Here is a 24,851-nt window from a genome sequence, read left to right as displayed (position 1 = left end):
CCCCCCCCCCCCCCCCCCCCCCCCCCCCCCCCCCCCCCCCCCCCCCCTCCCCCCCCCCCCCCCCCCCCCCCCCCCCCCGCCGGCTTTCAGGAGGACTGTCCCGGGTCAGTGGACCCGCGGATCCTCGGTCTCGTCGGTGATCTTCTCAAAGGTGGAGGTGTCCACCATCGAGCCGGCTCCCTGGCCGGGCGGGGTGGGGTCCACCACCAAGTGGAAGTCGTCACCGTGGGCGGTGACGCCCTCGACGATCGCCTTCTCCACCGCGGCCTTGGCGTAGCGGCCGCGCACCACCATCGGGTCGCGCGCCAGGTCCTTCATCAGGGCCACCGCCATCCCGATCATGATGATCATGAACGGCAGGCCGGCCACGATGATGATCTGCTGCAGGCCGCCCAGGGCGTCCTCACCGCCGGTGACCAGCATGATGGCGGCGACGGCGCCGGTGGCGATGCCCCAGAAGATCACATTCCACCGCGAGGGCTCGATGGTGCCGTTCTCACTCAGGGTGCCCATCACGATGGAGGCGGCATCCGCGCCGGAGACGAAGAAGATGCCCACCAGGATCATCACCAGCACGGAGGTGATGGTGGCCAGCGGCATGGTGTCCAGCAGCGCGAACAGGGTCGCCTCCTCGGAGCCGGCCTTGCTGAGCGCGGCGCCCGCGCTCTCCGAGTTGATCGCCGCGCCACCGAAGATGGCGAACCAGATCAGGCTGACGGCGCTGGGCACCAGCAGCACGCCGGAGACGAACTGCCGGATGGTACGGCCCCTGGAGATCCGGGCGATGAACATGCCCACGAAGGGGGTCCAGCTGACCCACCAGGCCCAGTAGAAGATGGTCCAACCGGCCAACCACTCGTGGGTGGCATCGCCGCCGGAGACGCCGGTGCGGGCGCTCATCATCATCAGGTCCTGCAGGTAGGTGCCCAGCGTGGACGGGATCAGGTTCAGGATGAAGACCGTCGGACCCACCACGAAGACGAACAGGGCCAGCACCAGGGCCAGCACCATGTTGATGTTGGACAGGTACTGGATGCCCTTGCCGACGCCGGAGACGGCCGACAGGATGAAGCAGATGGTCAGCACGGTGATCAGCGCCACCAGGAACTTGTTGGTGGCGTCGTCCAGCCAGCCGACGATCTTGGCTCCCTCGGCGATCTGCAACGCGCCCAGGCCCAGCGAGGTGGCGGAGCCGAACAGGGTGGCGAAGATGGCGAAGATGTCGATGATCTTGCCGCCGGGGCCGTAGGTCTGGCGCTTGCCCAGCAGCGGCTCGAAGACGGCGCTGATGGTCAGCGGACGGCCCATCCGGAAGACGCCGTAGGCGATGGCCACGCCGACGATCGCGTAGATCGCCCACGGGTGCAGGCCCCAGTGGAACAGGGTGGTGGCCATGGCCTGCTTGACGTCGGCCTCGCCGGTCTCGGGCGGCGGGGTGACGAAGTGGGCCAGCGGCTCGGCGGCGCCATAGAACATCAGGCCGATGCCCATGCCGGCGCTGAACATCATGGCGATCCAGGACACGGTGGAGAACTCGGGCTCCTCCCCGTCGCGGCCCAGCGGGATCCGGCCGTAGGGGCTGGCGGCCAGCCACAGCACGAAGAAGACGAAGCCGGTGGCGGCGGTGGCAAAGAGCCAGCCGGTATTGCCCACCACCCACTCCAGGCCGTGGCCCGACGCGGTGTTCAGCTGCTTGGGGGCGAGCGCACCCCAGATCACGAAGGCGATGGACAGGACGGCGGTGATCCCGAAGACCACCTTGTCCAGGCTGCCCGGACGCTCATTCTTCATCGCCTCGGCGGGCGGCTCGAGGGCGGGGTGGGATGCCTCCAGCACGCGGCCCTGACCCGTCAACCGGGCGATGCCGCCGCTGGACTCGAGCAGGTCTCGGGGGCGCCCGGCCGACAGCGGGCTGCCGGTGCGCTGCTTGTGGCCGACGGGACGCGCGGCGTCGGCATGGCGGTGACGCTCGGCGTGCTCACGGCGCTTGCGGCCCGGCGGATTCTGGTCTTCTGGTCGATCTTGCTCGGCCATGGAATGTGCCTCCTGGGATTGACAACCCTATGAAGCTACACAGCCAACGGGTCGCCGCCCTAATTCATCGCCTGCCCAGTGGGGCCCTGAGCCAGCCGACAGCACCAGCCTCCAAGGGCCTGACCAGCAGCCCCCTGACCGCTTCTGACTAGGCCCATCACCCGGATCGGATTCATCAGCGCCCCGCTGTCCCCGGGCCTCCACCATTCCTTCAGGAATGCCGGGGACAGCCGACGGGCCCGGCGGGGTGTCCCCCGTCGGGCCCGTGGAATGGGATGAGCGGTCAGCCGGCCACGATCACGTAGAGCGTGCGCGGGCCGTGCACTCCCTCGACGCGGCTCAGCTCGATGTCCGAGGTCGCGCTGGGCCCGGAGATCCAGGTGATCGGCCGCCGCTCCTTTACGGAGTCCTGCAGGCGGCCGACGGCCTCGGGGATGTCCGAGACCACCTGCTCGGTACGCACCACGCAGATGTGGGCGTCGGGCACCAGGCTCAGGGCACGACGACCCTGGTCGTCGGCGTGGTCGAGCATGATCGTGCCGGACTCGGCGGCCCCGACGCGCGCCGCGGTGACGACGGCACCGGCGGCGTTGAGCTGGTCGTTGGTCAGCTGCGACTCGTCCGACAGGATCGTGATGCCGGCCGCCTCGACGGCGCTGCGCCACCCGGCCGGGAGGCCGACGGGCAGGATGGCGTCCTTCGCCTCGATCGACTTCAGTCCGTCGACGACGGCCTGGGCGATCTCGGCGTCGGAACCGCCGACGCGCACGACGGTGGCCTTGTAGTCCTCGACGCGCTCAACGAAGCGGCCGATGACGTCGTCCATGGCGGTGGGCTGCTCATAGCGCCAGGTGACGGGGACATCGAGGGCCGGGTCGGTCTCCTTGACGTCGACGAGTGCCGTGCGCACCCGCTGGAGGATCTCGTCCTTCGCGTTCACTTCTGGTCTCCCTTGGCCTTGTTGCCGGTGTTCTTCTCACGTTCGTCCCACCAGGCCCGGAAGCTCTGCGTGGGAAGCATCGGCACATCGCGCGCGCCGGTCCAGCGGTTCAGCGGCCCGGGAATCGGACCGATGTGGTCGAAGAACTTGCCGAGCACCCTGCCGCCAACCTTGGTCTCCGCCCCCAGGGCCGCGCCCCACAGCTTGCCGTTGCCGAACATGACGCTGGTGGCCTTCATGGCGATCGGTTCGAAGTGCACGTTGTAGCTCTTGTGCTGCTTCTTCGCCTCGACGGCCTTGTGGCGCTCGTGGACGAGCAGCTGCATCAGCGGGATCTTCACCGGGCAGACGTCATTGCACGCGCCGCACAGGCTGGACGCGAAGGGCAGCGAGCGGTCCACCGGGTTCTTCATGCTGCGCAGCTGCGGGGTGAGCACGGCACCGATCGGGCCCGGGTAGACCGAACCGTAGGCATGGCCGCCCACCTTCTCGTAGACCGGGCAGACATTGATGCAGGCACTGCAGCGGATGCAGCGCAGCGCCTCGCGGCCCACCTCGTCGGCGAGCACGTCGGTGCGGCCGTTGTCGATCAGGACGACGTGCATCTCCTGCGGACCGTCGCCTTCGCGGGGACCCGTCCACAGCGAGGTGTAGGGATTCATCCGCTCGGCGGTGGAGCTGCGCGGCAGCAGCTGCAGGAAGACCTCGAGGTCCGCGAAGGTCGGGACGACCTTCTCGATGCCCACGACGCTGATCAGGGTGTCGGCCAGGGTCAGGCACATCCGGCCATTGCCCTCGCTCTCCACGACGGCCAGCGTGCCGGTCTCGGCGACGGCGAAGTTGGCACCCGAGATGGCCACGTGGGCGCGCATGAACTTCTCCCGCAGGTGGGCGCGACTGGCCGCGGCCAAGTTCTTCGGCTCGGTGTCGAGGTCCTCGGGTGCGGCCTTGCCGTAGTTGCCCATTTCCTCCAGGAAGATCTCACGCACCTCGGAACGGTTGCGGTGGATGGCCGGCACGAGGATGTGCGACGGGCGGTCATGCCCCATCTGCACGATCAGCTCGGCCAGGTCGGTCTCCCAGGCTGCGACACCGTTGGCCTCGAGGGCCTCGTTCATGTCGATCTCCTGGGTGACCATGCTCTTCACCTTGACGACCTCGGGCAGGTCCTCGGGGCCGAGCTTGCCCTTGACCAGGCCGACGATGATCTCGTTGGCCTCCTTGGCGTCACGGGCCCAGTGGACGGTGGTGCCGGCCTTGGTGAGGTTCTCCTCCAGCTGGACGAGGTAGTCGTCGAGGTGACGGCCGACGCGATTCTTGATCGCCTCGCCGGCCTGGCGCAGCTCCTCCCAGTTCTCCAGCTCGGAGGTGACGCGGGTGCGCTTGGCGCGGATGGTGCCCATCGCGTGGTGCAGGTTCTTGCGCTGCACCGGGTTGGCGAGCTCACGCTTGGCGGCCTCGGGGAACAGCGGGGAGTCCACCAGGTCGCCCTGCGGCGGGGCCGGGGTGAGGCGGGCGGTCCCATGGTTGTTCTTGGTCACCAGCTTGAGCTGGGTCCTCTGGGTGGAGCGGATCTCAGCGGTCTCGTTGGTCATCGGGTGGCTCCCGTCAGGCTGGCGTCGGTGCTGGCCAGGATCTCGGCCAGGTGGATCGGCTTGATGCCCGCATTGCCCCGGTTGAGGACGCCGGAGATGTTCAGCAGGCAGGAGTTGTCGCCGGCCACCAGGTATTCGGCGCCGGTGCTGGCAACATTGCGGGCCTTGTCGGTGGCCATGGCCACGCTGACGTCGGGGTTCTTCAGGCTGAAGGTGCCGCCGAAGCCGCAGCAGCGGTCGGCGTCAGGCAGGTCCACCAGCTGCAGGCCGCGGACCTTGCTGAGCAACTGGTAGGGCCGGTCACCCACCTTGGTGACGCGCACCGAGTGGCAGGTGGGGTGGTAGGTGACGCGGTGCGGGAAGTAGGCGCCGACGTCGGTGACACCGAGCACGTCGACCAACAGTTCGGTGAAGTCATAGGTGCGGCTGGCGGCATCCTCGGCGGCCTCCACCAGGCCGGAGTCCTTGGCGTGACGGGCGAGCATCGGGTGCTGCTCGCGCACCGCACCGGTGCAGGATCCGGACGGCGCGATGATGTAGTCGTAACCCTCGAAGGCCTTGACGTAGTTGCGCACCAGCGGGACCGACTCGTCGAAGTAGCCGGAGTTGGTGCTCATCTGGCCGCAGCAGGTCTGGGCCTTGGGGAACTCGACGGTACAGCCCAGCCGCTCGAGCACCGCGACGACCGCCTTGGGTGTCTCGGGGAACATCGCGTCGTTGATGCAGGTGGCGAACAGGGCGACGCGCTTGCCCTGACCGGGAAGGGTGGGACTCATGCCGAGCTCCTTGCGAGTTGGGGACAGGACGGGGGTGCTCACGGGAGCATCCAGGACAGGACAGGGGTGGACTGCAGGCCCACCATCAGGCAGATCAGCGCCAGCAGGCCCAGGGAGTAGCCGATGGTCTTGCGCAGGATCACCGACTCCTTGCCCACCAGCCCGACGGCGGTGGCGACGATGGCGATGTTCTGCGGGCTGACCAGCTTGCCGGCGACGCCGCCGGTGGTGTTGGCGGTGGCCAGCAGGGTCGGGTTCAACCCCGTCTCATGCCCGACGGTGGCCTGCAGGCCGCAGAACAGGGCATTGGCGGAGGTGTCCGAGCCGGTGACGGCGACGCCGATCCAGCCGAGCACCGGCGAGAGGAAGGCGAAGGCCGAACCGGTCCCGGCGATCCAGGTGCCGATGGTGGTGGTCTGGCCGGACAGGTTCATCACATAGGCCAGGGCCACGACCGACCCGATGGTCAGCACGGTGAAGCGCAGCTTGTAGGCGGTGTCGGTGAATTCCTTCAGCGCGGCAGAGAAGGAGACCCGGTAGATGATCGCGGTCAGAATGCCGACAAACAGCAGCAGGGTTCCCGCGCCGGAGAGCCACTGGAAGGTGTAGACGGTGGAGCTGTGCACCTTGCCCGCGCCGTTCAACACGTGCCCGTGCAGTCCAGGCCAATTGATCACCACGTCGGTGCTGGCCAGGGCGCGCTTGAGCGGGCCCACCAGGTTGGCGACGGAGAAGACCGCCACCACCAGGATGTAGGGCAGCAGCGCCATCGCGATCCTGCTGCCTGGGATGTGGTTGTCCACACTGCGGTCCAGCACGATGTTGCCACCTTCGGCGGCGCTCTCGTCGGCCAGCCGCTGCTGGGCCTCGGCCGTTCCCTTGGGCTGCCAGAAGCGCATCAGGACCACGCCCGCCGCCATCCCCACGAGTGAGGCGATCACGTCGGTGAGCTCGACGGAGATGTAGTTGGAGGTGATCCACTTGGCGACGGCGAAGGCCCCGCCGATGGCCAGGGCGGCCGGCCAGACCTGCTTGAGGCCGCGGATCCCGTCGACGATCCAGAGCAGGACGAAGGGCACCACCAGGGCCAGCACGGCGGTCTGCCGGCCGGCGATGGCCCCGATCTGCTCGTACGGGATGCCGGAGACCTTGCCGGCGGTGATGATCGGGATGGCGACCGCACCGAAGGCGACGGGGGCGGTGTTGGCCACCATCACGGACAGCGCGGCCTTCAGCTTGGGGAAGCCGACGGCCAGCAGCATCACGCCGGTGATGGCGACCGGTGCACCGAAGCCGGCCAGCGCCTCCAGCAGGCCACCGAAGCAGAAGGCCACCAACAGGGCGGTGACCCGAGGGTCGTCGCTGATCAGGTTGAAGGTGGCGCGCAGATCTTCGAAGCGACCGCTGACCACGGTGATCTGGTAGAACCAGATGGCCATCAGGACGATCCACACGATGGGGAAGAGGCCGAAGACGAAGCCTTCGGTGGCGCTCAGTGCGGCGAGACTGATCGGCATCTTGAAGCCGAGGGCGGCGGTGGCCAGGGCGGTGGCGACGGCGGCCAGGCCGGCCACGTGCGCCTTCCACTTGAGGATGCCCAGACCGACGAAGATCACCAGCAGGGGCAGGATGGCGACGAGCACCGACAGCCAGACGGATCCGAGCGGGTAGAGCTCGGGACGGAAGGGATTCATGCGGGACTCCGTTGTCCGGGGGTGGGATTGACGGGATGAGGCGAGGAGCCGACCATTTGGTCTTACCTCATTTGGTCTAACCATAGAGTGCCGTCGGAGTCCTTGGGAAGAGATGAATAGCCGACATTTCCTGCGTGTAATTCGAGCGGGAAATGCCACCGTCGGACCCCGGCCGCGCGTCGCCAGAGGTGCGAGACTGGGCCCATGAGCAGCTCCGACCCCTTCGACCCGTCGGCCAGCCCGGCCACCACGACGCAGCGCGCCTTCGAGGCGGTGCTGGAGCACATCGAGACCCAGATCCTGGAGGGGCACCTGAGGGTCGGTGACCGACTGCCGGCCGAGCGGGACCTGGCCACCCAGCTGCAGGTCAGCCGGCCGGCGGTCCGGGAGGCGATCCGCACCCTGGAGGCACAGGGCGTGCTGGCCAGCCGGGTGGGCAGCGGCGCCCGCTCCGGAACCCATGTGATCAATGACCGCTCCCAGGCCTTGGGTCGGCTGCTGAAACTGCAGGTGGCCCTGTCCCAGTTCCCCCTGAACGAGGTGGTGGTGGCCCGGATCGCCCTGGAGCGCAGCAGCGTGCACCTGGCCGCCCAGCACCCCGGAGCCCCCGAACTGTCCCGGGTGGCCGACCTGTTGGAGCAGATGGACCAGACCGAGGACCCCGGCGAGTTCAACGCCCAGGACACGCATTTCCATGTCTGGCTGGCCCAGATGGGGCACAACACCCTGGTGGCCGACCTGACCCAGGCGGTCCGGGAGAGCATGCGGGACCCGATCCTGCGGGCCGAGCGACGGATGGCCGACTGGCCCACCCTGCGGGCCAGGCTGGCGGCGGAGCACCGCGGGATCTTCGAGGCCATCCAGGCCGGCGACGGGGACCTGGCCGCAGACCGAGTGGAGGCCCACATTCGCGGCTCCTATTCGGTGCTCCCGATGCAGGACTTCCAGAGCTGACGCGCGGATCCTGACGGCCACCCCGGGAATACTTTAACTTTCAATTTGTTGGAGGTGGCATGAGCACCCAGACCCGCCAGCCAATCCTCTTCCTCAGCCACGGCGCCCCGCCGCTGGCCGACGACGCCATCTGGACCGGCCAACTGCATGACTGGTCCTCCCGGATGGAGCGCCCGAAGAACATCCTGATGGTCTCCGCCCACTGGGAGCAGGCGCCCGCCACGGTCAGCTCCTTTGAACGGAGGAACCCGCTGGTCTACGACTTCTGGGGCTTCCCGGAGCGCTACTACCAGGTGACCTACGACTCCCCGCTGGCGCCGGACCTGGCCATGGACGTCGCCCAGCTGGTGGCCGGCCCCGACAACCCGCTGCGGCACGACCCGTCGCGTGGGCTGGACCACGGCGCCTATGTGCCGCTGGTGGAGCTCTTCCCCGAGGCCGACATCCCGGTGCTGCAGCTCAGCCTGCCCACCCTGGACCCGCAGCGGCTCTTCCAGCTGGGGCGTGCGCTGGGCGAGCTGCGGGAGCAGGGCACCATGATCATCGGCTCCGGCTTCACCACCCACAACCTGCGCTGGTTCAACCCGTCGCAGCCGGCCGACGGCACCCCGCCGACGGTGAGCGCGGAATTCGACCACTGGGCGGCCGAGGCCGTGGCGGCCGGGGACGTCGACGCCATCCTGGACTTCGAGAAGCGCGCACCCGGCGCACTGGAGGCGCACCCCCGCACCGAGCACTGGGCGCCGCTCTACGTGGCGCTGGGGGCGGCCGATGCCACCGGCGGGATCAAGGCATCGAGTGAGATCGACGGCTTCTGGTACGGCCTGAGCAAGCGCTCTTGGCAGTTCGCCTGAGCCCTGCCCGGGCTCTGCACGGGCATGAAGAAGCCCCCGGGGTCTGCGTCGGATGGACGACGTCCGACACCCCGGGGGCCCGATGGCTGGTGTGGATTCACCAGGAAGTCCTGATGGGCTGCCTAGCGGCCAGCCACCTCACTCGTCCGAAGGAAATACATCGTCGGACCACCTCCTTTCCGTGTGACCCCACGGTAGGCAGGCCGAGCGTCCGCACGCAACGGGTTTTCCTCCCTCACTGGGCGGGGGCGCTGACATCGCGCTCCCAGAAGCGCAGCGCCCCGAAGTCGCGCACCGCAGCGGCCGGATCATCCAGCCCGGTCCAGCCGCCGTCCGGCTTCACGCCCGCGGCCACCACCAGCGGCTTGGCCTGGGGAGTCCAGCCGATCACCTTGAAGTTGACCTGCGCCTCGGTGAGGAAGTCCCGCGCCTGCGGCACGTCGGCCAGCTGGCTGGCGGCCTGCTCGGTCAGCAGCAGGGCGACGGCGTCGTAGAGCGCCGCCTTGGTGCCGGTGATCGCCTGGCCACCGGGCTGCACGCTGCCGTCGGACAGGGTCACGCCGCCCACCGACGGGGCGATCACCTCCACCTGCCCACCGGCCTTGGTGACGGCGGCCACCAGCGCCTGCAGCTGCTTCGCGTCGCTGCCCGGCCCCACCAGCAGACCCAGCTTGCGGCCGGCGAAGTCCTTCGGGCCATTCTTCAGGATGCTCAGGGCGTCGGAAGCAGGCAGGTCGGTCTTCGGCGCGACGGCGGCCGGGGCGGCCTTGGGCACCTCCATCCCCAGCCCGTCGGCCACCCGCTGGGTCAGCTCGGCGTCCACATTGGCCAGGTTGGCCAGCATCCGCTGGCGGATCTGCGGCACCTCGCACTTGCCCAGCTCAAAGGAGAAGGCCTCGACGATGTGCTGCTGCTCCACCTCGGTCTGGCTGATCCAGAACTGATGGGCCTGCGAGTAGTGGTCCGCGAAGCTCTCGGGCCGGGCCTGGTGGACGGCGCCGGTGACCTGCTCCGGCTGGAAGCGCAGCCCCCGCTCCTCGCTCTCCCGCGGGCCCCGCTGCTCGCCCGTCCACGAGTTCGGCTCGTAGCTGGCGCGGCCGGTGTGCACGTCGTTCTGCATGTGGCCGTCGCGGTGGAAATTGGCCACCGGGCAGCGCGGAGCATTGACCGGCAGCTGGGTGAAGTTGGTGGAGCCCAGGCGCTTCAGCTGGGTGTCCAAGTAGCTGAAGTTGCGGCCCTGGAGCAGCGGATCGTCGCTGAAGTCGATCCCGCGCACGATGTTCTGGGTCATGAAGGCCACCTGCTCGGTCTCGTCGAAGTGGCTGTCCACGGTGCGGTCCAGCGTCATCTTCCCCACCGGGCGGACCGGGACCAGCTCCTCCGGGATCAACTTGGTGGGGTCCAGCACGTCGAAGTCGAAGGACTCGGCGAAGTCGTCGTCGAAGACCTGCACGCCCAGCTCCCACTGCGGGAAGTCGCCGGCCTGGATGGCGTCCCACAGGTCACGACGGTGGAAGTCCGGGTCCGCGCCGTTGATGCTCAACGCCTCCGGCCAGGTCACCGACTGCAGGCCCTGCAGCGGCTTCCAGTGGAACTTCACGAAGCGCGCCTCGCCCTTGGCGTTGACGAACTTGTAGGAGTGGACGCCGAAGCCCTCCATGAAGCGGAAGGAACGCGGGATGCCGCGGTCGCTCATGGCCCACAGCAGCATGTGGGTGCTCTCCGGCATCAGGGAGACGAAGTCCCAGAAGTTGTCGTGAGCGCTCTGTGCCTGCGGGAAGCCACGGTCCGGCGCCTCCTTCACCGCGTGCACCAGGTCCGGGAACTTCATCGCGTCCTGGATGAAGAAGACCGGGATGTTGTTGCCCACCAGGTCCCAGTTGCCCTCCTTGGTGTAGAACTTCACCGCGAAGCCCCGCACATCGCGCGCCAGGTCGAAGGAACCCTTGTTGCCGGCGACGGTGGAGAAGCGGACGAAGACCTCGGTCTTCTCCCCGGGGCGGGCGAACAGGTCCGCCATGGTCAGTTCTGCCAGGCTCTCGTAGGTCTCGAAGACGCCGTGGGCACCGGTGCCCCGCGCATGCACGACGCGCTCCGGGATGCGCTCGTGGTCGAAGTGGAAGAGCTTGTCCCGCAGCACATGGTCCTGCAGCAGCGCCGGGCCGCGGACCCCGGCGGTGGCCACATTCTGGTTGGTGGCCACCGGGCCGCCCTGCTGGGTGGTCAACACCTCGTCCTTGCCCGACGCCTGCTGGTGCCGCTCACCGCCCTCACCGAACTGGTCGTCGGGCCAGACCGGGTTGTCCGCGGGCTTCTGGGCCGGGTACTTGGGAGCGCGGTTGGGGGTCTTGTCTGTCATCGGTCCTCCTTGGGCCGGTCACTGTGCTGCCTGGGTCGACGGGGGTCGCCGGGCGTATCCCCTTCACTGTGGCGTGGCCACCACGCGTCGAAAACACCCTTGCGGGCGGGTTTTCGTTGCCTTCCGGCCGGTCAGGAACCCACCCTTGCGGGTCTGTTGCCACCCGAATCCGGGACATAGATTCCACGACGTCACGGATCCGCCGGGATCTTTGCCCCGGCCGAGAGAGGAGCAGCAGATGAAGGCACTGACCTGGCAGGGGCCGCAGCAGGTGGAAGTCACCGAGGTGCCCGACCCACGGATCGAGCAGCCCACTGACGCGATCATCCGGGTGACCTCGACGGCAATCTGCGGATCGGACCTGCATCTGTACCAGGTGCTCGGCCCCTTCCTCAGCCGGGGCGACGTGCTGGGGCACGAGTTCATGGGGATCGTGGAGGAGGTTGGGCCCGAGGCCGGGCCGCTGGCCGTCGGGGACCGGGTGGTGGTGCCCTTCAACATCTCCTGCGGCCACTGCTTCATGTGCACCCACGGCAAGCAGTCGCAGTGTGAGACCACCCAGGTCACCGATCAGGGCAAGGGGGCCGCGCTGTTCGGCTACACCAAGCTCTACGGACAGGTGCCCGGCGGCCAGGCGCAGTACGTGCGGGTGCCGCAGGCCCAGTACGGGCCGGTGAAGGTGCCGGAGCATGGCGTCGACGAGCGCTACCTCTACCTGTCCGACATCCTGCCCACCGCCTGGCAGGCCGCGAAGTATGCCGATGTCGGCCCCGGACAGACGGTGGCCGTCTTCGGCCTGGGGCCGGTAGGGCAGCTCGCCACCCGGTGTGCGCTGCAGCAGGGCGCCGATCGGGTGATCGGCGTGGACCTGGTCGACGAGCGGCTGGAGATGGCCCGGCGATTCGGCGTCGAGACAGTGGACCTGCGTCGGACTCCCGACGCGGGCGAGGCGATCCGGGAGCTCACCGGGGGCCGTGGCGCCGACGCGGTGATCGAGGCGGTGGGGATGGAGGCCCACGGCTCCCCCGTCGCGGAGGGTGTGGTGAGCGCGGTGGGCAAGCTGCCCAAGCCGATCGCCCGCAAGCTCACCGAGAAGCTGGGAGTGGACCGGCTGGCCGCCCTGCAGGCCAGCTTCGACGCGGTGCGCCGCGGCGGAACGGTTTCGGTGGCCGGCGTCTATGGCGGGGCGGCGGACCCGGTCAACCTGATGCAGCTCTTCGACAAGAACCTGACCATCCGGATGGGGCAGTGCAATGTCCGCAACTGGACCGACGAACTGCTGGAGCTGCTCCGGCGCGACGTGGACCTGCTGGGCACCGAGAGCCTGGCTACCCACCGGCTGGGACTGTCCCAGGCTGCGCAGGCCTACCAGACTTTCCAACGAAAGCAGGATGGCTGCGTGAAGGTGGTGCTGGATCCCACTCGCTGACCTGGCGCCCGGATTCTGCGGCCGCTGTGGCCGGGACGCGATTCTGGACCATCGAGCAAAGCTGCCCCGACGCGGGTGACAAGGCTGGATGCGGGACCAATCTCATCCATCAGCTATGGTGGTGAGGTTGGTCCGCCCAGTCTTGCCGCGGACCCTCGGTGATCGGAGCCCACACTTCCCCCGGGAAGCGCTCCGCTGGCCGCGCCGCACCGTCACCCGACGGACCGAGCTGAGCGCGCCGTGCAAGACACCGATAGTGATTGGTATCTCCTTGACTGACCGCAATACCTCTGTGCCCACCACTGTGTCCGCCGCCGGCGGCTTCACGGAACTGGGCGTCCCGCAGCCGCTGGCCGACGCGCTGGTCACCCGCGGGATCACCACCCCCACGCCGATCCAGCTGGCCACCCTGCCCGACTCGCTGGCCGGTCGCGACGTGCTGGGCCGAGGCCGCACCGGCTCCGGCAAGACCTTCGCCTTCCTGCTGCCGACGGTGGCCCGCCTGACCGCCGACCAGAAGCGCCGAGTGGCCAAGAAGCCGCGTGCGCTGATCCTGGCGCCCACCCGCGAGCTGGCCACCCAGATCGAGGAATCCCTGCTCCCGTTGGAGAAGAGCTCCGATCTGGTCAGCCTGACCATCTTCGGCGGCGTCGGCCAGAACCCGCAGGTCCGCACCCTCGCGAAGGGCGTCGACGTGCTGATCGCCTGCCCCGGCCGCCTGCTGGACCTGATGGGTCAGGGGCTGGTGGACCTGTCCGCCGTCGAGATCTGCATCCTGGACGAGGCCGACCACATGGCCGACATGGGCTTCCTGCCCATGGTCAAGCGAATCCTGGACAAGGTGCCCACCGATGCGCAGAAGATGCTCTTCAGCGCCACCCTGGACAATGGCATCGACGTGCTGGTCAAGCGCTACCTGCACCAGCCCGTCACCCACGAGGCCGATTCCGCCGTCTCCCCTGTCTCCGCGATGGACCACCACGTGCTGGAGGTGGGCAAGGAGGACAAGACCGGCATCCTGGCCGATTTGGCTGCTGCGCCGGGCAAGACGATCCTGTTCACCCGCACCAAGCACGGCGCCAAGAAGCTCGCCAAGCAGCTGTTGGCGCGCGGCATTCCCGCCGTCGACCTGCACGGCAACCTGGCGCAGAATGCCCGCACCCGCAACATGGAAGCCTTCCACTCCGGCCGGGTCTCCACCTTGGTGGCCACCGACATCGCCGCCCGCGGCATCCACGTCGACGACGTGGAGCTGGTGGTGCACGCCGATCCGCCCACCGAGCACAAGGCCTACCTGCACCGTTCGGGTCGGACCGCCCGGGCCGGCAAGGCCGGCACCGTCGTGACGATGGTGACGCCCGACCAGCGCGGTGAGGTCCGCGGCCTGATGCGGGCCGCCAAGATCAAGCCGACGGTCAGCAATGCCGTGCGCTCCGTGCTCGACGGGCTCGCCCCCGGCGAGCGCACCTTCCTGTCCCCCGCGGATGCCGAGAAGGCCGCCTACCCGCAGAAGGCCGAGCAGCAGGCTGCCGGCGGCAACGCCGGCGGTGGACGGGGCCGTGGCAGCAATGGTGGCCGTGGACGTGGCGGGGCCGGCCGCGGCCAGGGCGACACCCAGTCCTCCGCTGGCTCCCGTCGTGGTGGCCGGGGACGCGGTGGCGATTCCGCCGCCCGCCCCGAGGCCCGTCGCAGTGACTCCCGCCCCGTGGAGGGTGGCCGCACCGAAGGCACCCGTCGCGCCATGCCGTCGCGCCGCGGCGGCTCGGCAGGCGCCAGCTCCGCCGGCTCCACCGGTGGCGTCGCCGCCTTCTCCAGCAGTGCGGGGCGTCGCGGCCGCCGCTGAGCGAGTCGAACAGCATCGTCAACGCGCCCAGTTCCCTTCGTGGAGCTGGGCGCGTTGGTCATTTCCCGCAGGGCCCGCCACGGGAACCGACCATCGGTTACCCACCGGCATCGATCTCCCGCGGTGGAGGTTCGCCGGGCCGCCATCCGGCGGTTGATTCCCGTGGGATGCCGCAGGCAGCCCACGGGTGGGAGTGGACGAACCCGCGGCTGGTTAGGCTCTTCGGCATGCCCCAACGCCTCGGCAACAGTCTGGCCCTGTTCGTCTTCTCCCTGTTCACGATGCTCGCCGCTTTCCCGACGTGCATGCTGCCGTGGGTGGCCAGCGAGCCAGACGTCGAGTGGCTGCCAATCCTCGGATTCATGCTGTGTTGGGCCCTGGCCTGCCTGGCCGTGGCCTGGCTCATGGTGCCCGCGATGTCCTCGGCCGGGGCGCGCCTCAGTACCCTTCGCTACGCGGTCCTGGACGCAGTGGCCTTCGGCTTCCTGTGGCTCGGGATGGGCCTGTTGTTGTCCTGTGCCGAGGACGGCCTGCCCGTGCCACGGATCCTGCTGGCGGCGCTGGGTGGCATTGTCTGTTTCGTGCTGGCCTGGCGGCAGCACGACGGCTTCGCCAGGTGGCGACGCAATGCCGCGAGGAGGCGTAGTCACAGCGGCGGACGTGTGGTGGTGACCCAAGGGCAGGTGCTGCAGACCCGGGAGCTGCCCCGCCTCCCCCACGAGATCGCGCTGGTCTCCTACCAACCCGCTGGCTGGCAGCCGATGACCATTCGTGTCGTCTCCCAGGCCAGCTCCGGGGTACAGGTACTGATCGCCCACGACCGGGAGGATCCCACCAGGATCCGCGACGTGGTGCCCGGAACCCTCTCCTGATCCACCCAGCTCAGAAGGTCTCCGGATGGAAAGAGGTGCTCCTCCCCACCGGGGAAGGAGCACCTCTTGGTTGGCCTCGACAAGCTCGGCCGCCGGATGTCAGGCCATGGGCGTCAGCGCTTGCCCACCTTGGCCTCGAAGAGGTCATCGGACAGCCCGTAGGCGTAGTGCAGGATCTCGACGGGATGCACCGTGTTCACGCCGGACCCCTTGCGGATCTGCCAGCGGCAGGTCTCGGTGTCACAGGCACCCACACCATGGTCGTGCTTCTTCATGTGCTCGAAGACGGGCTTGCCCACAGCCTGGGCCACCTCGTACTTCTCCTTCTTCAGACCATAGGTACCGGCGATGCCACAGCACGGCTGGCCGGACTCCTGCACCGTGACCCCGGGGATCAATTCCAGCAGGTGCATGGCGGGCATGCCCATGCCCTGGCTCTTGACCTGGCAGGGCTGGTGGTACGGGATCTCGATGTCCATCTGGCGGAAGTCCAGCGGCAGCTGTCCGGCGTCGGCCAGCTCCAGCAGGAATTCGCTGATGTCACGCGAGCGGGTGCCGACATCCTTCAGTTCCTCCGCGTCGACGCCCATGATCTCGTGCGCCTCGTGCTTCAGCATGCCGACACAGGAACCCGACGAGCTGATGATCGTCAGGTCCTTGCCGGCACTCTGCAGCTGCTTGCACAGCTTGAGCACGTGCTTGGTGGCCTGCTCGAACAGGCCATTGGACTGCTCGGCCAGGCCGCAGCAGCCCTGCTTGGGCACCAGCACCTCGTAGCCCAGGAATTCCAGCAGCTCGATGGACTTCTTGCTGGTCTCCACCTCGAAGTAGCCGCCGGCGCAGCCGGTGAAGAAGACCACCGGGCCACGGGGGGCGGGGGTGGTGCGCGCCGGCCGCTTCTTCAACCACATCCGCAGGGTCTCGAAGTGCGCCTGGGGCATCGGGGCGTCGCGGTGGACCCCGACGACCTTCTCGATCACCGTGCGCACCGGCTTCATCCCCAGGGCTGCATTGGCGACGGGGGCCAGCGGGCTCATCACCATGCCCTCGAGCGTGGTCTGGGTGATCAACCGGTCCCGCACCGGCATGTGGTCCTTCTTCATGACCGCACGCGCCTGCGAGTTCAGCTCGGCGATCTGCACCCCCTGCGGGCAGCTCAGGGTGCAGATGCCGCAACTGGAGCAGTAGTCCAGCGAATGATCCACCGATTCACCGTTGCGGAAACGCTCGGCCTGCGGCCCGACGAACTTGGGTCCGCTGAACAGCGGCGTCACCCGGGCCACCGGGCAGGCCGTTTCACAGATGGTGCACTTGACGCAGTGGTCCAGCGTCGCACGGGTCAGTTCATCCAGCGCGTGGTCCAGCGCGGCCTTGGCGGCCTCCCGCTGGTTCACCGGCGCAACCTGCTCTTGCTCGGTCATCAGTTCTTCCCCTCCGCCAGGATGGCGTTGCTGGCTCGCATTGCGCTGCCCAGGGCGATTCCCTCGCCCGACTTCTCGGTCCACCGTTGGGCACCCGCCAGGATGCCGCCGCAGGCGTAGAGGTTGGGGTACACGACCGTGTCGTCGTCGCCGACCACCCGCATCGACTCGTCAACGGCCAGCCCGGCCTTGAACAGCGGCTGGTCACCGCCCCAGTAGTCGCCGTGCACCATGTCCTCGATCCTCCCGCCGCGCACCGGCAGCCCGAAGATGGTCTCGTGCAGCTGGTTGTGGCTGTCCAGGGTGAGCGCGCCGGACTCGAAGCCACCGGCCGCCAGCACGAAGTGCTCCGCGGTGTACTCCTGCTCGTGTCCGGTGCCCTTGATGGTGACTCCCCTGATCACGCCGTCCTCGACGCGCGCCCGGAGCACCTTGGTGCCATTGACCACCCGGACCCGGGCCTCCTTGACGGCCTGCAGCAGGGCGTCGTTCTGCCGCCAGCCGGGAACCGACGGCGGGGGCAGCGGGATCTCGAAAACCGGGACGCCCAACTGCTCCTGGATGTCGCGCCAGGCGTTCACGTCATTGGCGCCCAGCACGGCCGGCAGGCCGAGGCTCTCGCCGTCGGCCACCAGCGGCTTCAACTCCGCGACGAAACGCCGCCGGGCCGCCGGATCGTCCAGCGCCCGGGCGATGGTCAGCCCGCTGGCATCCACCTCACCGGCGCGCGGCTCGAAGCTGACGTGGTCCGCCCGGGCATCCAGCCGGCCACCGCCGGGCAGCTCGGTCCGGGCCAGGTTCTCCGCCACCAGCTGCGGGTAGAAGTCCTTCAGCTCCCGGATGCCGACGATCAGGAACTTCTTGCCGGCCACGCACTGCCCGGCGGCCATCGACGGCGGCACCAGGGCGGTGGGGCGCATCGCGCCCACGGCCGTGGGGTAGAGCCCGTTGCGGTGCATGTCCCCGTCCAGCTGGTCGGGGCCCAGGGTGTCCAGCAGCAGCCGGACGCCCTGCTCGATGTCCTGGCGTTCCACCGTCGCGTAGGGGTGCTCGGGGTGCTCGGCGACGAAGGCCTCCAGCGCCTGGACGGGGTGCTCGATCCGCTGTGGGCCATAGCCCAGGATGTCGATGGTCCCCTGGCCCAGCTGCAGGCCGCCGATCCCCTTGTTCAGCAGGGTGACGGACCTGCCCGCCTGCCGCAGCTTCAGGGCCGCGGTCAGCCCGGCCAGACCGGCTCCGATCACGATGACGTCGCTCATCTCACATGCCTCGCTTCGGCTCGACGGGGGCGGCCCCGGCGTCGTGCGCCGAGCCCTCGATGGTGTCCTGGTCCTCCGGCTGGTCCTCCGGGGCCGGTTGGGTGTGCGGCACGGCGAACTGGTCCGGGCCCTCGCCCGGGATCAGCGGCCCGCTGCCCGCGGGTGGCAGGTGCTCGATGTCCAGCGTTCCCTTGAAGATCCAGTTGTCCAGGGCGGTCTGGCGCACCTGGTCCCCGTAGAGGATCGGCCACAGGCCCACCCACCGGTTCTTCAGGAAGAGCCGCAACTGTTCGGTGGCCCGGTCGACATCGCAATGCCCGGTCTCCAGCGCGATCCCGGCGGCGCGGGTGGAGCAGAAACCGCCCTGACAAGGCCCCATGCCCAACCGCAGCTGCCGGCGCAGATCGTCGAAGGTGGCGGCCGGGTGCTCGTCCATCAGCTCGGTCAGCTGACCGCGGCTCATCAGCTCGCACTCGCAGATGATCTGGTCCTCCAGACGGTCCTTCTCCCGCTCTTCGAGGCGATGGGTGACCAGGTAGTTCTTGCCGGATTCGCTGCCGGGCACCGGTTCGGTCTCGGTGGTACAGGGGCGCTCGTCGCCCAGCTGCTCACACATCACGTCGACGATGTTCTTGGCCATCAGGCGGTACGTGGTGAGCTTGCCGCCGCTCATCGTCAGCAGGCCCTTGACGCCGTCACGGGCCTCGTGGTCGATGATGCTCATGCCACGGCTCATGTGCCGGGTGTCGGTGAGCGCCACCCGGGAATCCTTGACCAGCGGACGGGCGCCGGACCAGGCGTGCACCGCGCGGGCCCGGCGGAAGCCGGGCACCAGTGCCTCGCCCGAGTCGAGCATCTGCTGCACCTCGTCGCGGGGAATGGCCAGCTTGTCCGGGTCATCCACCTTCACATCGGTGGTGCCGATGATGCACACCGTGTGCACCGGCACCAGGATGTCGCCGTCAGCGGGGTAGATGCAGCGGTTGACCACCTGGTTCACCAGCCGGTGGTTCATCGCGATCATGATGCCGCGGCCCGGCACCACATCGACGCCGGGACAGTCGGCCATACCGGCAATCTGACCAGCCCACGGACCGCCAGCGTTGATCACGAAGCGGGTGTCGATGGTGACCTGTTCGTTGGTCTTCATGTCGGTGCAGATCACGCCCGTGACCTGGTCCCCGTCGCGGGTGATCCGGGTCACCGAGTGGTAGGGCAGCACCCGGGCACCGTGGTCCATCGCGCTCCTGGCGGCACCCCAGACCATCTGCCAGCCGTCGACCGTGCCATCCTGCACGGCGAAGGCGCGCTTGATGCCGGGGTTGAGCCGCGGCTCGCGCTTCAGCGCCTCGGCGATGCTGATCTCCTCACAGGGCACCTTGGTGGCATCGGCCGCGGCCTGGAACTTGTCGGCGTGCTCCTCGGTGTCCTCGGGGGTAACGACGAACAGGCCGCCGGTGGCCTCCACCGCATCCGCGTGGATCCTGGTGATGATCTCGTTCTCCTCCGCGCATTCCGTTGCGGAGCGAGGGTCGGAGACCACATAACGGCCGCCGGAATGCAGCAGCCCGTGGTAGCGCCCGGTGGTTCCCTGGCCCAGGTCGGCCCGGTCCACCAACACCGCGGTGTAACCCCGCATCGCCACATCCCGCACGACGCCCGCACCGGTGGCACCGCCACCCACCACAACCACATCCGCCTGCATCGTCCTCATGGAGTGCTCCCGTCGTACGCCGGCCGACCCGCTCCCATGCGGACCCCTCACCGTGCTGCCAGCCTAGGGACCGCCTCCGACGGTTTTCGAGCCCCAGGCCCGATCCGCCCCCGACGTGCACCGACTTGACCCCGGTTTGCACGATCGTTCACGACACTCGGACATTCGTGCAAGGTCAGCCCTCCGAACCATGACGATCGCCACCGACCCCCTTCGGGGAATAGCATCCCAGAGCCCCCAACATTGGAGCCCACGTGCATCCTAGCCATCACTTCCTTTCTAAAGTGTCGCTCGCCGCCATGAGCGCAGCAATCCTGTTTGCCCCCCAGCAACGGCCGCGCCCTCTCGTGACATTCCCATCAACCAGGACCCCGATGGAGACGGCGTCATTCTGAATATGGTCAGCACAAGAGACGGCCTGACTCTTTCCCCCAACGAAGGCGCTTCACGTTCAGATGACTCGGAAACAGCGGAGCAAATCTACAAGAAACTCGGAGCCGTGAAAGACGCCGAGAAGCAACTCTGCAGACAGATCATAAAGCTGTGCCTAACTTGGGCAGAGATCACCTACAATGCCGAGTTCATCTTCCAGAACACACCCCGATCAAAATCGATCGTAGCCGCAGGAAAGCCCCCCGCTCCAAGATCCAATGACCGCGACGATCGGCGTCAAGCCCTCCGACACCAATACTGGTCGGCTTGGCTGTACCTCTCGTTAAAGAATCCCGATGCGTGGTTGCAAGCGCACGAGTCCGGCGAAAAGAACAAGGAGGATGTCCGCTGTGACATGCGCAACAATCTTACTGGAAAGCAAATTGCCACCACGGGAATCAAGCGATATCCAAACGTTTCTCGGATTGGCGAGCTGATCACCTACATCGATGAAACGATCTACAGCGGCGTCAAAGCAGGGAAGTACTGCGCCAGAAGGCGCTGACAGGAATGCCCCTGATGATGCGACGAAATAGCCCCCACCAGACAAGCAGAACCCCAACCGTCACACTTGCCATCCTGACAGCCTTGGCGCTTCTACTACCGATGACGCTCATAACCTATTTGTGGGTGGGCTCACCCCTCCAGACTTGGGAAGAAAATCGAGCGACACGGCAGATCACCCAAGACCTTGCAGGCAAGGGTGTCACCGGGTCTCCTCATGTGTACGGCGCTTGGCGGCCATGCGTCACCCTTTGGTTGGAACGCAGCGATCAGGCTGGCGGTTCGGTCGTCGCGATCCAAGAATCTGACGGCTTCACGTACCATTGGCTGGGCAACTCGCCGATCGATCGGGATGCGATCAACTCAAAGGAAGAGTGCTTGACCGAGACCCAAGGCGTGCCCGGCTACTCAGTCCCCACGCCGTAGTCAGTGCCAGGACTCCGAGATCTCGACCACCGTGGGTAGCCGAGATTTTTCTTGAGGCCGGGCTTGTCGCTGATTCCTCTACTGTCAGTGGTGTCCCGATTCTGCGATGGGGATGTGACGGTTTCCCGCACCTCGGTACGCTTGGGCGTCGGTCCCACGACCGAGTAGCAGGCCTCGCGGCTTCCCTCAGGGCAGCTGCCTCGGCGGACCGGGAGCGCACCCACTCGCGCAGCTTCGCACCTAGGGGCCTCGCCAACCGTGACAGTTGGTGGACTCACAATCCCCAGGTCCACCCCGCCCCTTGCTTTGTCAGAGCCGAAGGCTTGAATGGAGACATGGCAACCACCGGACTGTCCGCATCCCCCGACGCCGCGATCAACCTGCGCCTGGCCCTGCTGGGCCTCCCCCTGGCCAAGCAGCCGGGCACAGAACCAGACGCCGAGGGCGAGCTGGTCGCCCCGATCATCGCTCGCCAGCGCGAGCTCTCCCGTCGCCTGGGCGAGCGGCTGTGCGCCGCCGACCTGCGAATCCAGAATTTCCTGGACGACTACCTGAGCGGCACCGGCACCAAGCCTGAGCTGCCGCACCGCACCCTGGTGCTGGACACCCCCGGACTGGCCCGGGCGCTGAGCCTGCCGCAGGACGGTGACGAGTTCCATTCCGAACTGCTCAGCTCCTACCGGCTGGCCAATGGCGTGTTGCACAACCCGGCCAATGACCGCCGCACCACCGCCGGTGTGTTCCACATCGCCGAGGGTGGGCTGCCCATCCAGGACGACAAGCTCGCCGTGCCCACCGAGGTCTTCGGCAGGCTGCTGGAGCTGGCCTTCCAGCCGCCCGAACAGGACATGCGGCTGCCGTATGCCGCCAATCAGGACGACCAGGCGGGTTGCTTCGTCTCCCTGCTGATGCGGCCTCTCGTGCTGCCCGCCGTCCCGGGCTTCAGCCGGGAGCGCACCATGGAGGTCCGCTTCATCGTGCCCGGCGGGCTGGTGGCCAACCTCGACTTCGTCGAGGGGATCTTCGGCAATGCGGGGGACCCCCACCTGCCGGAGAACGACGCCAGTCTGGACCCCGAGGGGTGGACCGGCACCACCGGTGCAGTGATCCTGGCTCCGCACCTGACCAAGGTCACCAAGAAGTCGCTCGGCCTGCCGCACGTCGACGACGCCACCGAGCGGCAGAAGCGCGACGGGATGTGCTGGGAGAGCGAGGACGAGCTCTACAACGGGGGCCAGGCCTTCAAGGCCTGCGCCCGCGACGAGCGCGGCGTGATCGTCACCGTGATCGCGGACAACTACTTCGGCTACTGCAAGAAGGAGGTCAAGACCCAGATCTCCTATTCCGCCAACCTCTTCGGCCTGGCGGAGGAGGAGCATTCCGGTGGTGCCCTGGCCTTCCCCGCCTACAACCTGGGCCAGGAATGGACCGATACCTACACCCCCGACGAGTACACCGTCGCGGACGTGGTGGCCCGCAATCCGGAGCGCTTCGAGCAGCAGCCCGAGGGACACGCCACCGACAGGGAGCAGCCGAACCTGGTGGTGGTGCCCGGCAAGGCGTCCTACTCCATGCGGGAGCAGAAGATCAGCTGGACCAACCAGGACGGTTCCCAGGGCTCCATCCAGCTGTTGGCCGGCAAGACCTACCTGGCGCCCAATGGCTACCGGGTGCACGCCAAGCCGCGCGACGCGGACCCCACCCAGTGGCACCTGATCGGCACCTCTCCGCACTCGTCGCAGCTGCACAAGCCCGCGACGGTCTCCGGCGGCGGCAAGAGTGAGATCAGCAAGAGCCTGTTGGACGCCTTCGTCTTCGGCAGCGCCTACACCGCGGACATCGACCAGGACATGGACCTGGTGCAGGAGCTGCTGGAGCACGACTACTCCGACCGCTTCCGGGATCCAGAGGCGCACGACGTGCGCCCGTTGCTGGCCGAGAGCCGCTCACTGGGCTCGGTGATCAAACTGCTCACCCCGCGGGCCGAGTTCACCGACGAGTACAACGAGTGGCTGGGCACCATTCCGCCGCATGTCAGCGAGCTGGTCTTCACCGTGAAGCGCTACTACAAGCCCGAATGGGGCGATGACTGGCGCAGCCACTTCACCGTCGGCATCACCAACGGCCGCAAGGGCAATTCGCTGCGGCTGGATGGCGAGAAGATCATGGTCAACATGTTGCGGGTGGGCTTCGAGGCCGACGGGAGCTGGCGGTTGTTCAGCCTGCGCCCGGACTTCTCCCCCGCGGCGAAGGTGCAGACCGAGGACGACATCACGGCCTCCGTGGTGGTCCCCTCCGACGTCGACGCCGAGAGCCCGTCGGCCAAGTACGTGAAGAACTGTGAGCAGCTGCTCTTCCAGCGGCCCGACGACGCCATCCACCGCGGCTATGACAAGCAGACGGAGAAGGACATGGCCGGGGATGACTCGTTCATCTCCAACTTCCACCCGCTGACCCGGGACGAGGCCCGGCAGATGGTGGCCGACGCCCCGGGCCTGAGCACGTTCACCGAGCCGATGCGGGAGCGGATCATCCGCTTTGCCGAGGGCGCCGACGACGAGCACCCGCTCTTCCTGGCCGTCTCCTCCGAACCCCGGATCGTGGGTGAGGGCAAGCGCTCCAAGAATCCCCGCTACCTGCAGAAGCGCCCCGACCTGACCAATCCGGAGGCCACCGCGGCCGCGGACCTGGCCGCCCACCTGGTGCGCAAGGCCCCCACCAACCAGCCGGTCCGAATGCCGGTTGACGTGGTGGCCGCCGGACGACGCAACAATGCCGCCGAGACCGGGGTGCCGCCGTTGTGCGCCTACAACCCGCTGCACTACATGGAACTGCCGGAGTTGTTCATGGAGTTCATCAGCTCCATGACCGGCAAGTCCCCCTCCACCACGGGCGCCGGCTCCGAGGGCGCCATGACCAAGGCGCCATTCAACGCGTTGCCGTCGATCATCGACCTGAACGCCGCGCTGCTCAGCTTCGCCCTGACCGAGACCGACGGCTGGCTGAGCTCGGCCGGCGTGATCGGCCCGAAGGTGCGGGTGGACCACGACATCTCCCTGCTGGTGCCGGAGATCTTCAGCCGGATGTGGCCCGAGGAGCGCAAGGCCGCCACCCTGATCCAGGGCGGCTACCTGGAGAAGATCGCGGACTTCGAGCACGACGGCCGCACGGTGCAGGCCAGCCGGCTGGGCTACCGGATGAACGAGTTGTTCGCCACCCAGTACTTCGGCCGGATCTTCCTGCATCCCGACGTGGTCTTCACTCCGGAGATGCTGCGCCCCGAACTGCAGGATCCGGCGGTCTTCGCCGAAAGCGTCGACGTGATTGTCACCACCCACCAGCGGGTGGCCCAGACCTACTTCACCGACGGCACAGTTGATCTGGCCATCCCGCCGCTGCGGGCCCTGCTGGAGATCATGGCGCACGGCACCTCCGCCAAGGGCTGGACCCTGGACAGCCCGGACTTCCGCGCCCTGTTCACCCGGCAGGCCATTCTGGATTCGGGCTGGTATGCCCAGCGGCTGGCGGCCAAGCAGTCCGCCGACATCGCGCTGCTCAAGCATGGCGTCGCTGATCTGGCTCCCTTCGTGAAGAACGAGGGCAATGCCAGCCCGGTGCGGCGGCTGGGCCTCAACGAGCGGTTGGAGCGGCTCCAGCAGTCGCTGGCCGGGGTGCAGTCCCCCGGATACCTTGAGGCACTGAACGGAACCTTGGGACGTCAGGTCAATTTCGGGTGATCTCTGGC

At 67.9% G+C, this 24,851-nt stretch carries 15 protein-coding genes and 1 pseudogene; 7 read left to right on the top strand and 9 right to left on the bottom strand.

What is annotated here, in order from left to right:
• Positions 1-105: 105 nt before the first annotated feature.
• The 5 genes from AAEX60_RS01695 to AAEX60_RS01675 all read right to left on the bottom strand — a co-directional run bounded on the left by AAEX60_RS01695 (position 106) and on the right by AAEX60_RS01675 (position 7,039).
• Complete coding sequence (locus AAEX60_RS01695) at positions 106-2,034, bottom strand: BCCT family transporter (protein ID WP_342100668.1); 1,929 nt, start codon at positions 2,032-2,034, stop codon at positions 106-108.
• 283 nt (positions 2,035-2,317) lie between these two features.
• Positions 2,318-2,974, bottom strand: a complete 657-nt coding sequence (locus AAEX60_RS01690) for a LutC/YkgG family protein (RefSeq protein WP_342100666.1) — start codon at positions 2,972-2,974, stop codon at positions 2,318-2,320.
• A complete protein-coding gene (locus AAEX60_RS01685) occupies positions 2,971-4,569 on the bottom strand; it encodes a LutB/LldF family L-lactate oxidation iron-sulfur protein (protein ID WP_342100665.1) in 1,599 nt (532 codons plus the stop codon). Before AAEX60_RS01685 ends, AAEX60_RS01690 begins: the two co-directional genes overlap by 4 nt.
• Positions 4,566-5,345, bottom strand: coding sequence for a (Fe-S)-binding protein (locus tag AAEX60_RS01680; RefSeq protein ID WP_342100664.1), 780 nt, complete (start codon positions 5,343-5,345; stop codon positions 4,566-4,568). Before AAEX60_RS01680 ends, AAEX60_RS01685 begins: the two co-directional genes overlap by 4 nt.
• Positions 5,346-5,383: 38 nt before the next feature.
• Complete coding sequence (locus tag AAEX60_RS01675) at positions 5,384-7,039, bottom strand: L-lactate permease (protein ID WP_342100662.1); 1,656 nt, start codon at positions 7,037-7,039, stop codon at positions 5,384-5,386.
• A 204-nt stretch (positions 7,040-7,243) separates the two neighbouring features.
• On the opposite strand from AAEX60_RS01675, the gene AAEX60_RS01670 reads away from it, so the two are divergent.
• Both AAEX60_RS01670 and AAEX60_RS01665 read left to right on the top strand, forming a co-directional pair.
• The gene (locus AAEX60_RS01670; RefSeq protein WP_342100661.1) at positions 7,244-7,993 is read left to right on the top strand and encodes a FadR/GntR family transcriptional regulator; all 750 of its coding nucleotides are present in this window, start codon (positions 7,244-7,246) and stop codon (positions 7,991-7,993) included.
• 59 nt (positions 7,994-8,052) lie between these two features.
• Positions 8,053-8,847, top strand: coding sequence for a dioxygenase family protein (locus AAEX60_RS01665; protein WP_342100660.1), 795 nt, complete (start codon positions 8,053-8,055; stop codon positions 8,845-8,847).
• A gap of 235 nt (positions 8,848-9,082) precedes the next feature.
• Here AAEX60_RS01665 and AAEX60_RS01660 read toward each other — a convergent pair whose 3' ends face one another.
• On the bottom strand, positions 9,083-11,206 hold the full coding sequence (locus AAEX60_RS01660) for a catalase (protein ID WP_342100659.1): 2,124 nt from the start codon (positions 11,204-11,206) through the stop codon (positions 9,083-9,085).
• Positions 11,207-11,444: 238 nt separating this feature from the next.
• Here AAEX60_RS01660 and AAEX60_RS01655 point away from each other — a divergent pair, with 238 nt between their 5' ends.
• From AAEX60_RS01655 to AAEX60_RS01645, 3 genes are all read left to right on the top strand, one after another.
• The gene (locus tag AAEX60_RS01655; protein ID WP_342100657.1) at positions 11,445-12,635 is read left to right on the top strand and encodes a zinc-dependent alcohol dehydrogenase; all 1,191 of its coding nucleotides are present in this window, start codon (positions 11,445-11,447) and stop codon (positions 12,633-12,635) included.
• A gap of 292 nt (positions 12,636-12,927) precedes the next feature.
• A complete protein-coding gene (locus AAEX60_RS01650) occupies positions 12,928-14,478 on the top strand; it encodes a DEAD/DEAH box helicase (RefSeq protein ID WP_342100656.1) in 1,551 nt (516 codons plus the stop codon).
• Between the two features lie 227 nt (positions 14,479-14,705).
• Complete coding sequence (locus AAEX60_RS01645; protein WP_342100654.1) at positions 14,706-15,350, top strand: hypothetical protein; 645 nt, start codon at positions 14,706-14,708, stop codon at positions 15,348-15,350.
• A gap of 113 nt (positions 15,351-15,463) precedes the next feature.
• On the opposite strand, the gene AAEX60_RS01640 is transcribed toward AAEX60_RS01645, so the two are convergent.
• The 3 genes and pseudogenes from AAEX60_RS01640 to glpA all read right to left on the bottom strand — a co-directional run.
• The gene (locus AAEX60_RS01640) at positions 15,464-16,771 is read right to left on the bottom strand and encodes an anaerobic glycerol-3-phosphate dehydrogenase subunit C (RefSeq protein ID WP_342100653.1); all 1,308 of its coding nucleotides are present in this window, start codon (positions 16,769-16,771) and stop codon (positions 15,464-15,466) included.
• Entirely contained in the window at positions 16,771-18,030 is a 1,260-nt protein-coding gene (glpB, locus tag AAEX60_RS01635) for a glycerol-3-phosphate dehydrogenase subunit GlpB (protein ID WP_342100652.1), read from the bottom strand. The genes AAEX60_RS01640 and glpB overlap by 1 nt, the downstream gene beginning before the upstream one ends.
• Before the next feature lie 163 nt (positions 18,031-18,193).
• Positions 18,194-19,744, bottom strand: a pseudogene (gene glpA, locus AAEX60_RS01630) (anaerobic glycerol-3-phosphate dehydrogenase subunit GlpA); the annotation flags it as partial.
• Positions 19,745-20,243: 499 nt separating this feature from the next.
• Here glpA and AAEX60_RS01625 point away from each other — a divergent pair.
• Together AAEX60_RS01625 and AAEX60_RS01620 are read left to right on the top strand one after the other, a co-directional pair.
• On the top strand, positions 20,244-20,681 hold the full coding sequence (locus AAEX60_RS01625) for a hypothetical protein (protein WP_342100650.1): 438 nt from the start codon (positions 20,244-20,246) through the stop codon (positions 20,679-20,681).
• Positions 20,682-21,441: 760 nt separating this feature from the next.
• Positions 21,442-24,843, top strand: coding sequence for a hypothetical protein (locus AAEX60_RS01620; protein WP_342100647.1), 3,402 nt, complete (start codon positions 21,442-21,444; stop codon positions 24,841-24,843).
• The last annotated feature ends 8 nt before the right edge of the window (positions 24,844-24,851 follow it).

This window comes from Luteococcus sp. H101 (assembly GCF_038433155.1).
In the GTDB taxonomy this organism is placed as follows: domain Bacteria; phylum Actinomycetota; class Actinomycetes; order Propionibacteriales; family Propionibacteriaceae; genus Luteococcus.
This window is presented reverse-complemented; position numbering and strand designations above follow the sequence as displayed.

What these genes read in the sequence shown, in the direction of transcription:
- AAEX60_RS01695 (WP_342100668.1), bottom strand. Translation starts at nt 2,034, where the DNA reads ATGGCCGAGCAAGATCGACCAGAAGACCAGAATCCGCCGGGCCGCAAG.
- AAEX60_RS01685 (WP_342100665.1), bottom strand. Translation starts at nt 4,569, where the DNA reads ATGACCAACGAGACCGCTGAGATCCGCTCCACCCAGAGGACCCAGCTC.
- AAEX60_RS01680 (WP_342100664.1), bottom strand. Translation starts at nt 5,345, where the DNA reads ATGAGTCCCACCCTTCCCGGTCAGGGCAAGCGCGTCGCCCTGTTCGCC.
- AAEX60_RS01675 (WP_342100662.1), bottom strand. Translation starts at nt 7,039, where the DNA reads ATGAATCCCTTCCGTCCCGAGCTCTACCCGCTCGGATCCGTCTGGCTG.
- AAEX60_RS01670 (WP_342100661.1), top strand. Translation starts at nt 7,244, where the DNA reads ATGAGCAGCTCCGACCCCTTCGACCCGTCGGCCAGCCCGGCCACCACG.
- AAEX60_RS01665 (WP_342100660.1), top strand. Translation starts at nt 8,053, where the DNA reads ATGAGCACCCAGACCCGCCAGCCAATCCTCTTCCTCAGCCACGGCGCC.
- AAEX60_RS01660 (WP_342100659.1), bottom strand. Translation starts at nt 11,206, where the DNA reads ATGACAGACAAGACCCCCAACCGCGCTCCCAAGTACCCGGCCCAGAAG.
- AAEX60_RS01655 (WP_342100657.1), top strand. Translation starts at nt 11,445, where the DNA reads ATGAAGGCACTGACCTGGCAGGGGCCGCAGCAGGTGGAAGTCACCGAG.
- AAEX60_RS01645 (WP_342100654.1), top strand. Translation starts at nt 14,706, where the DNA reads ATGCCCCAACGCCTCGGCAACAGTCTGGCCCTGTTCGTCTTCTCCCTG.
- AAEX60_RS01640 (WP_342100653.1), bottom strand. Translation starts at nt 16,771, where the DNA reads ATGACCGAGCAAGAGCAGGTTGCGCCGGTGAACCAGCGGGAGGCCGCC.
- glpB (WP_342100652.1), bottom strand. Translation starts at nt 18,030, where the DNA reads ATGAGCGACGTCATCGTGATCGGAGCCGGTCTGGCCGGGCTGACCGCG.
- AAEX60_RS01620 (WP_342100647.1), top strand. Translation starts at nt 21,442, where the DNA reads ATGGCAACCACCGGACTGTCCGCATCCCCCGACGCCGCGATCAACCTG.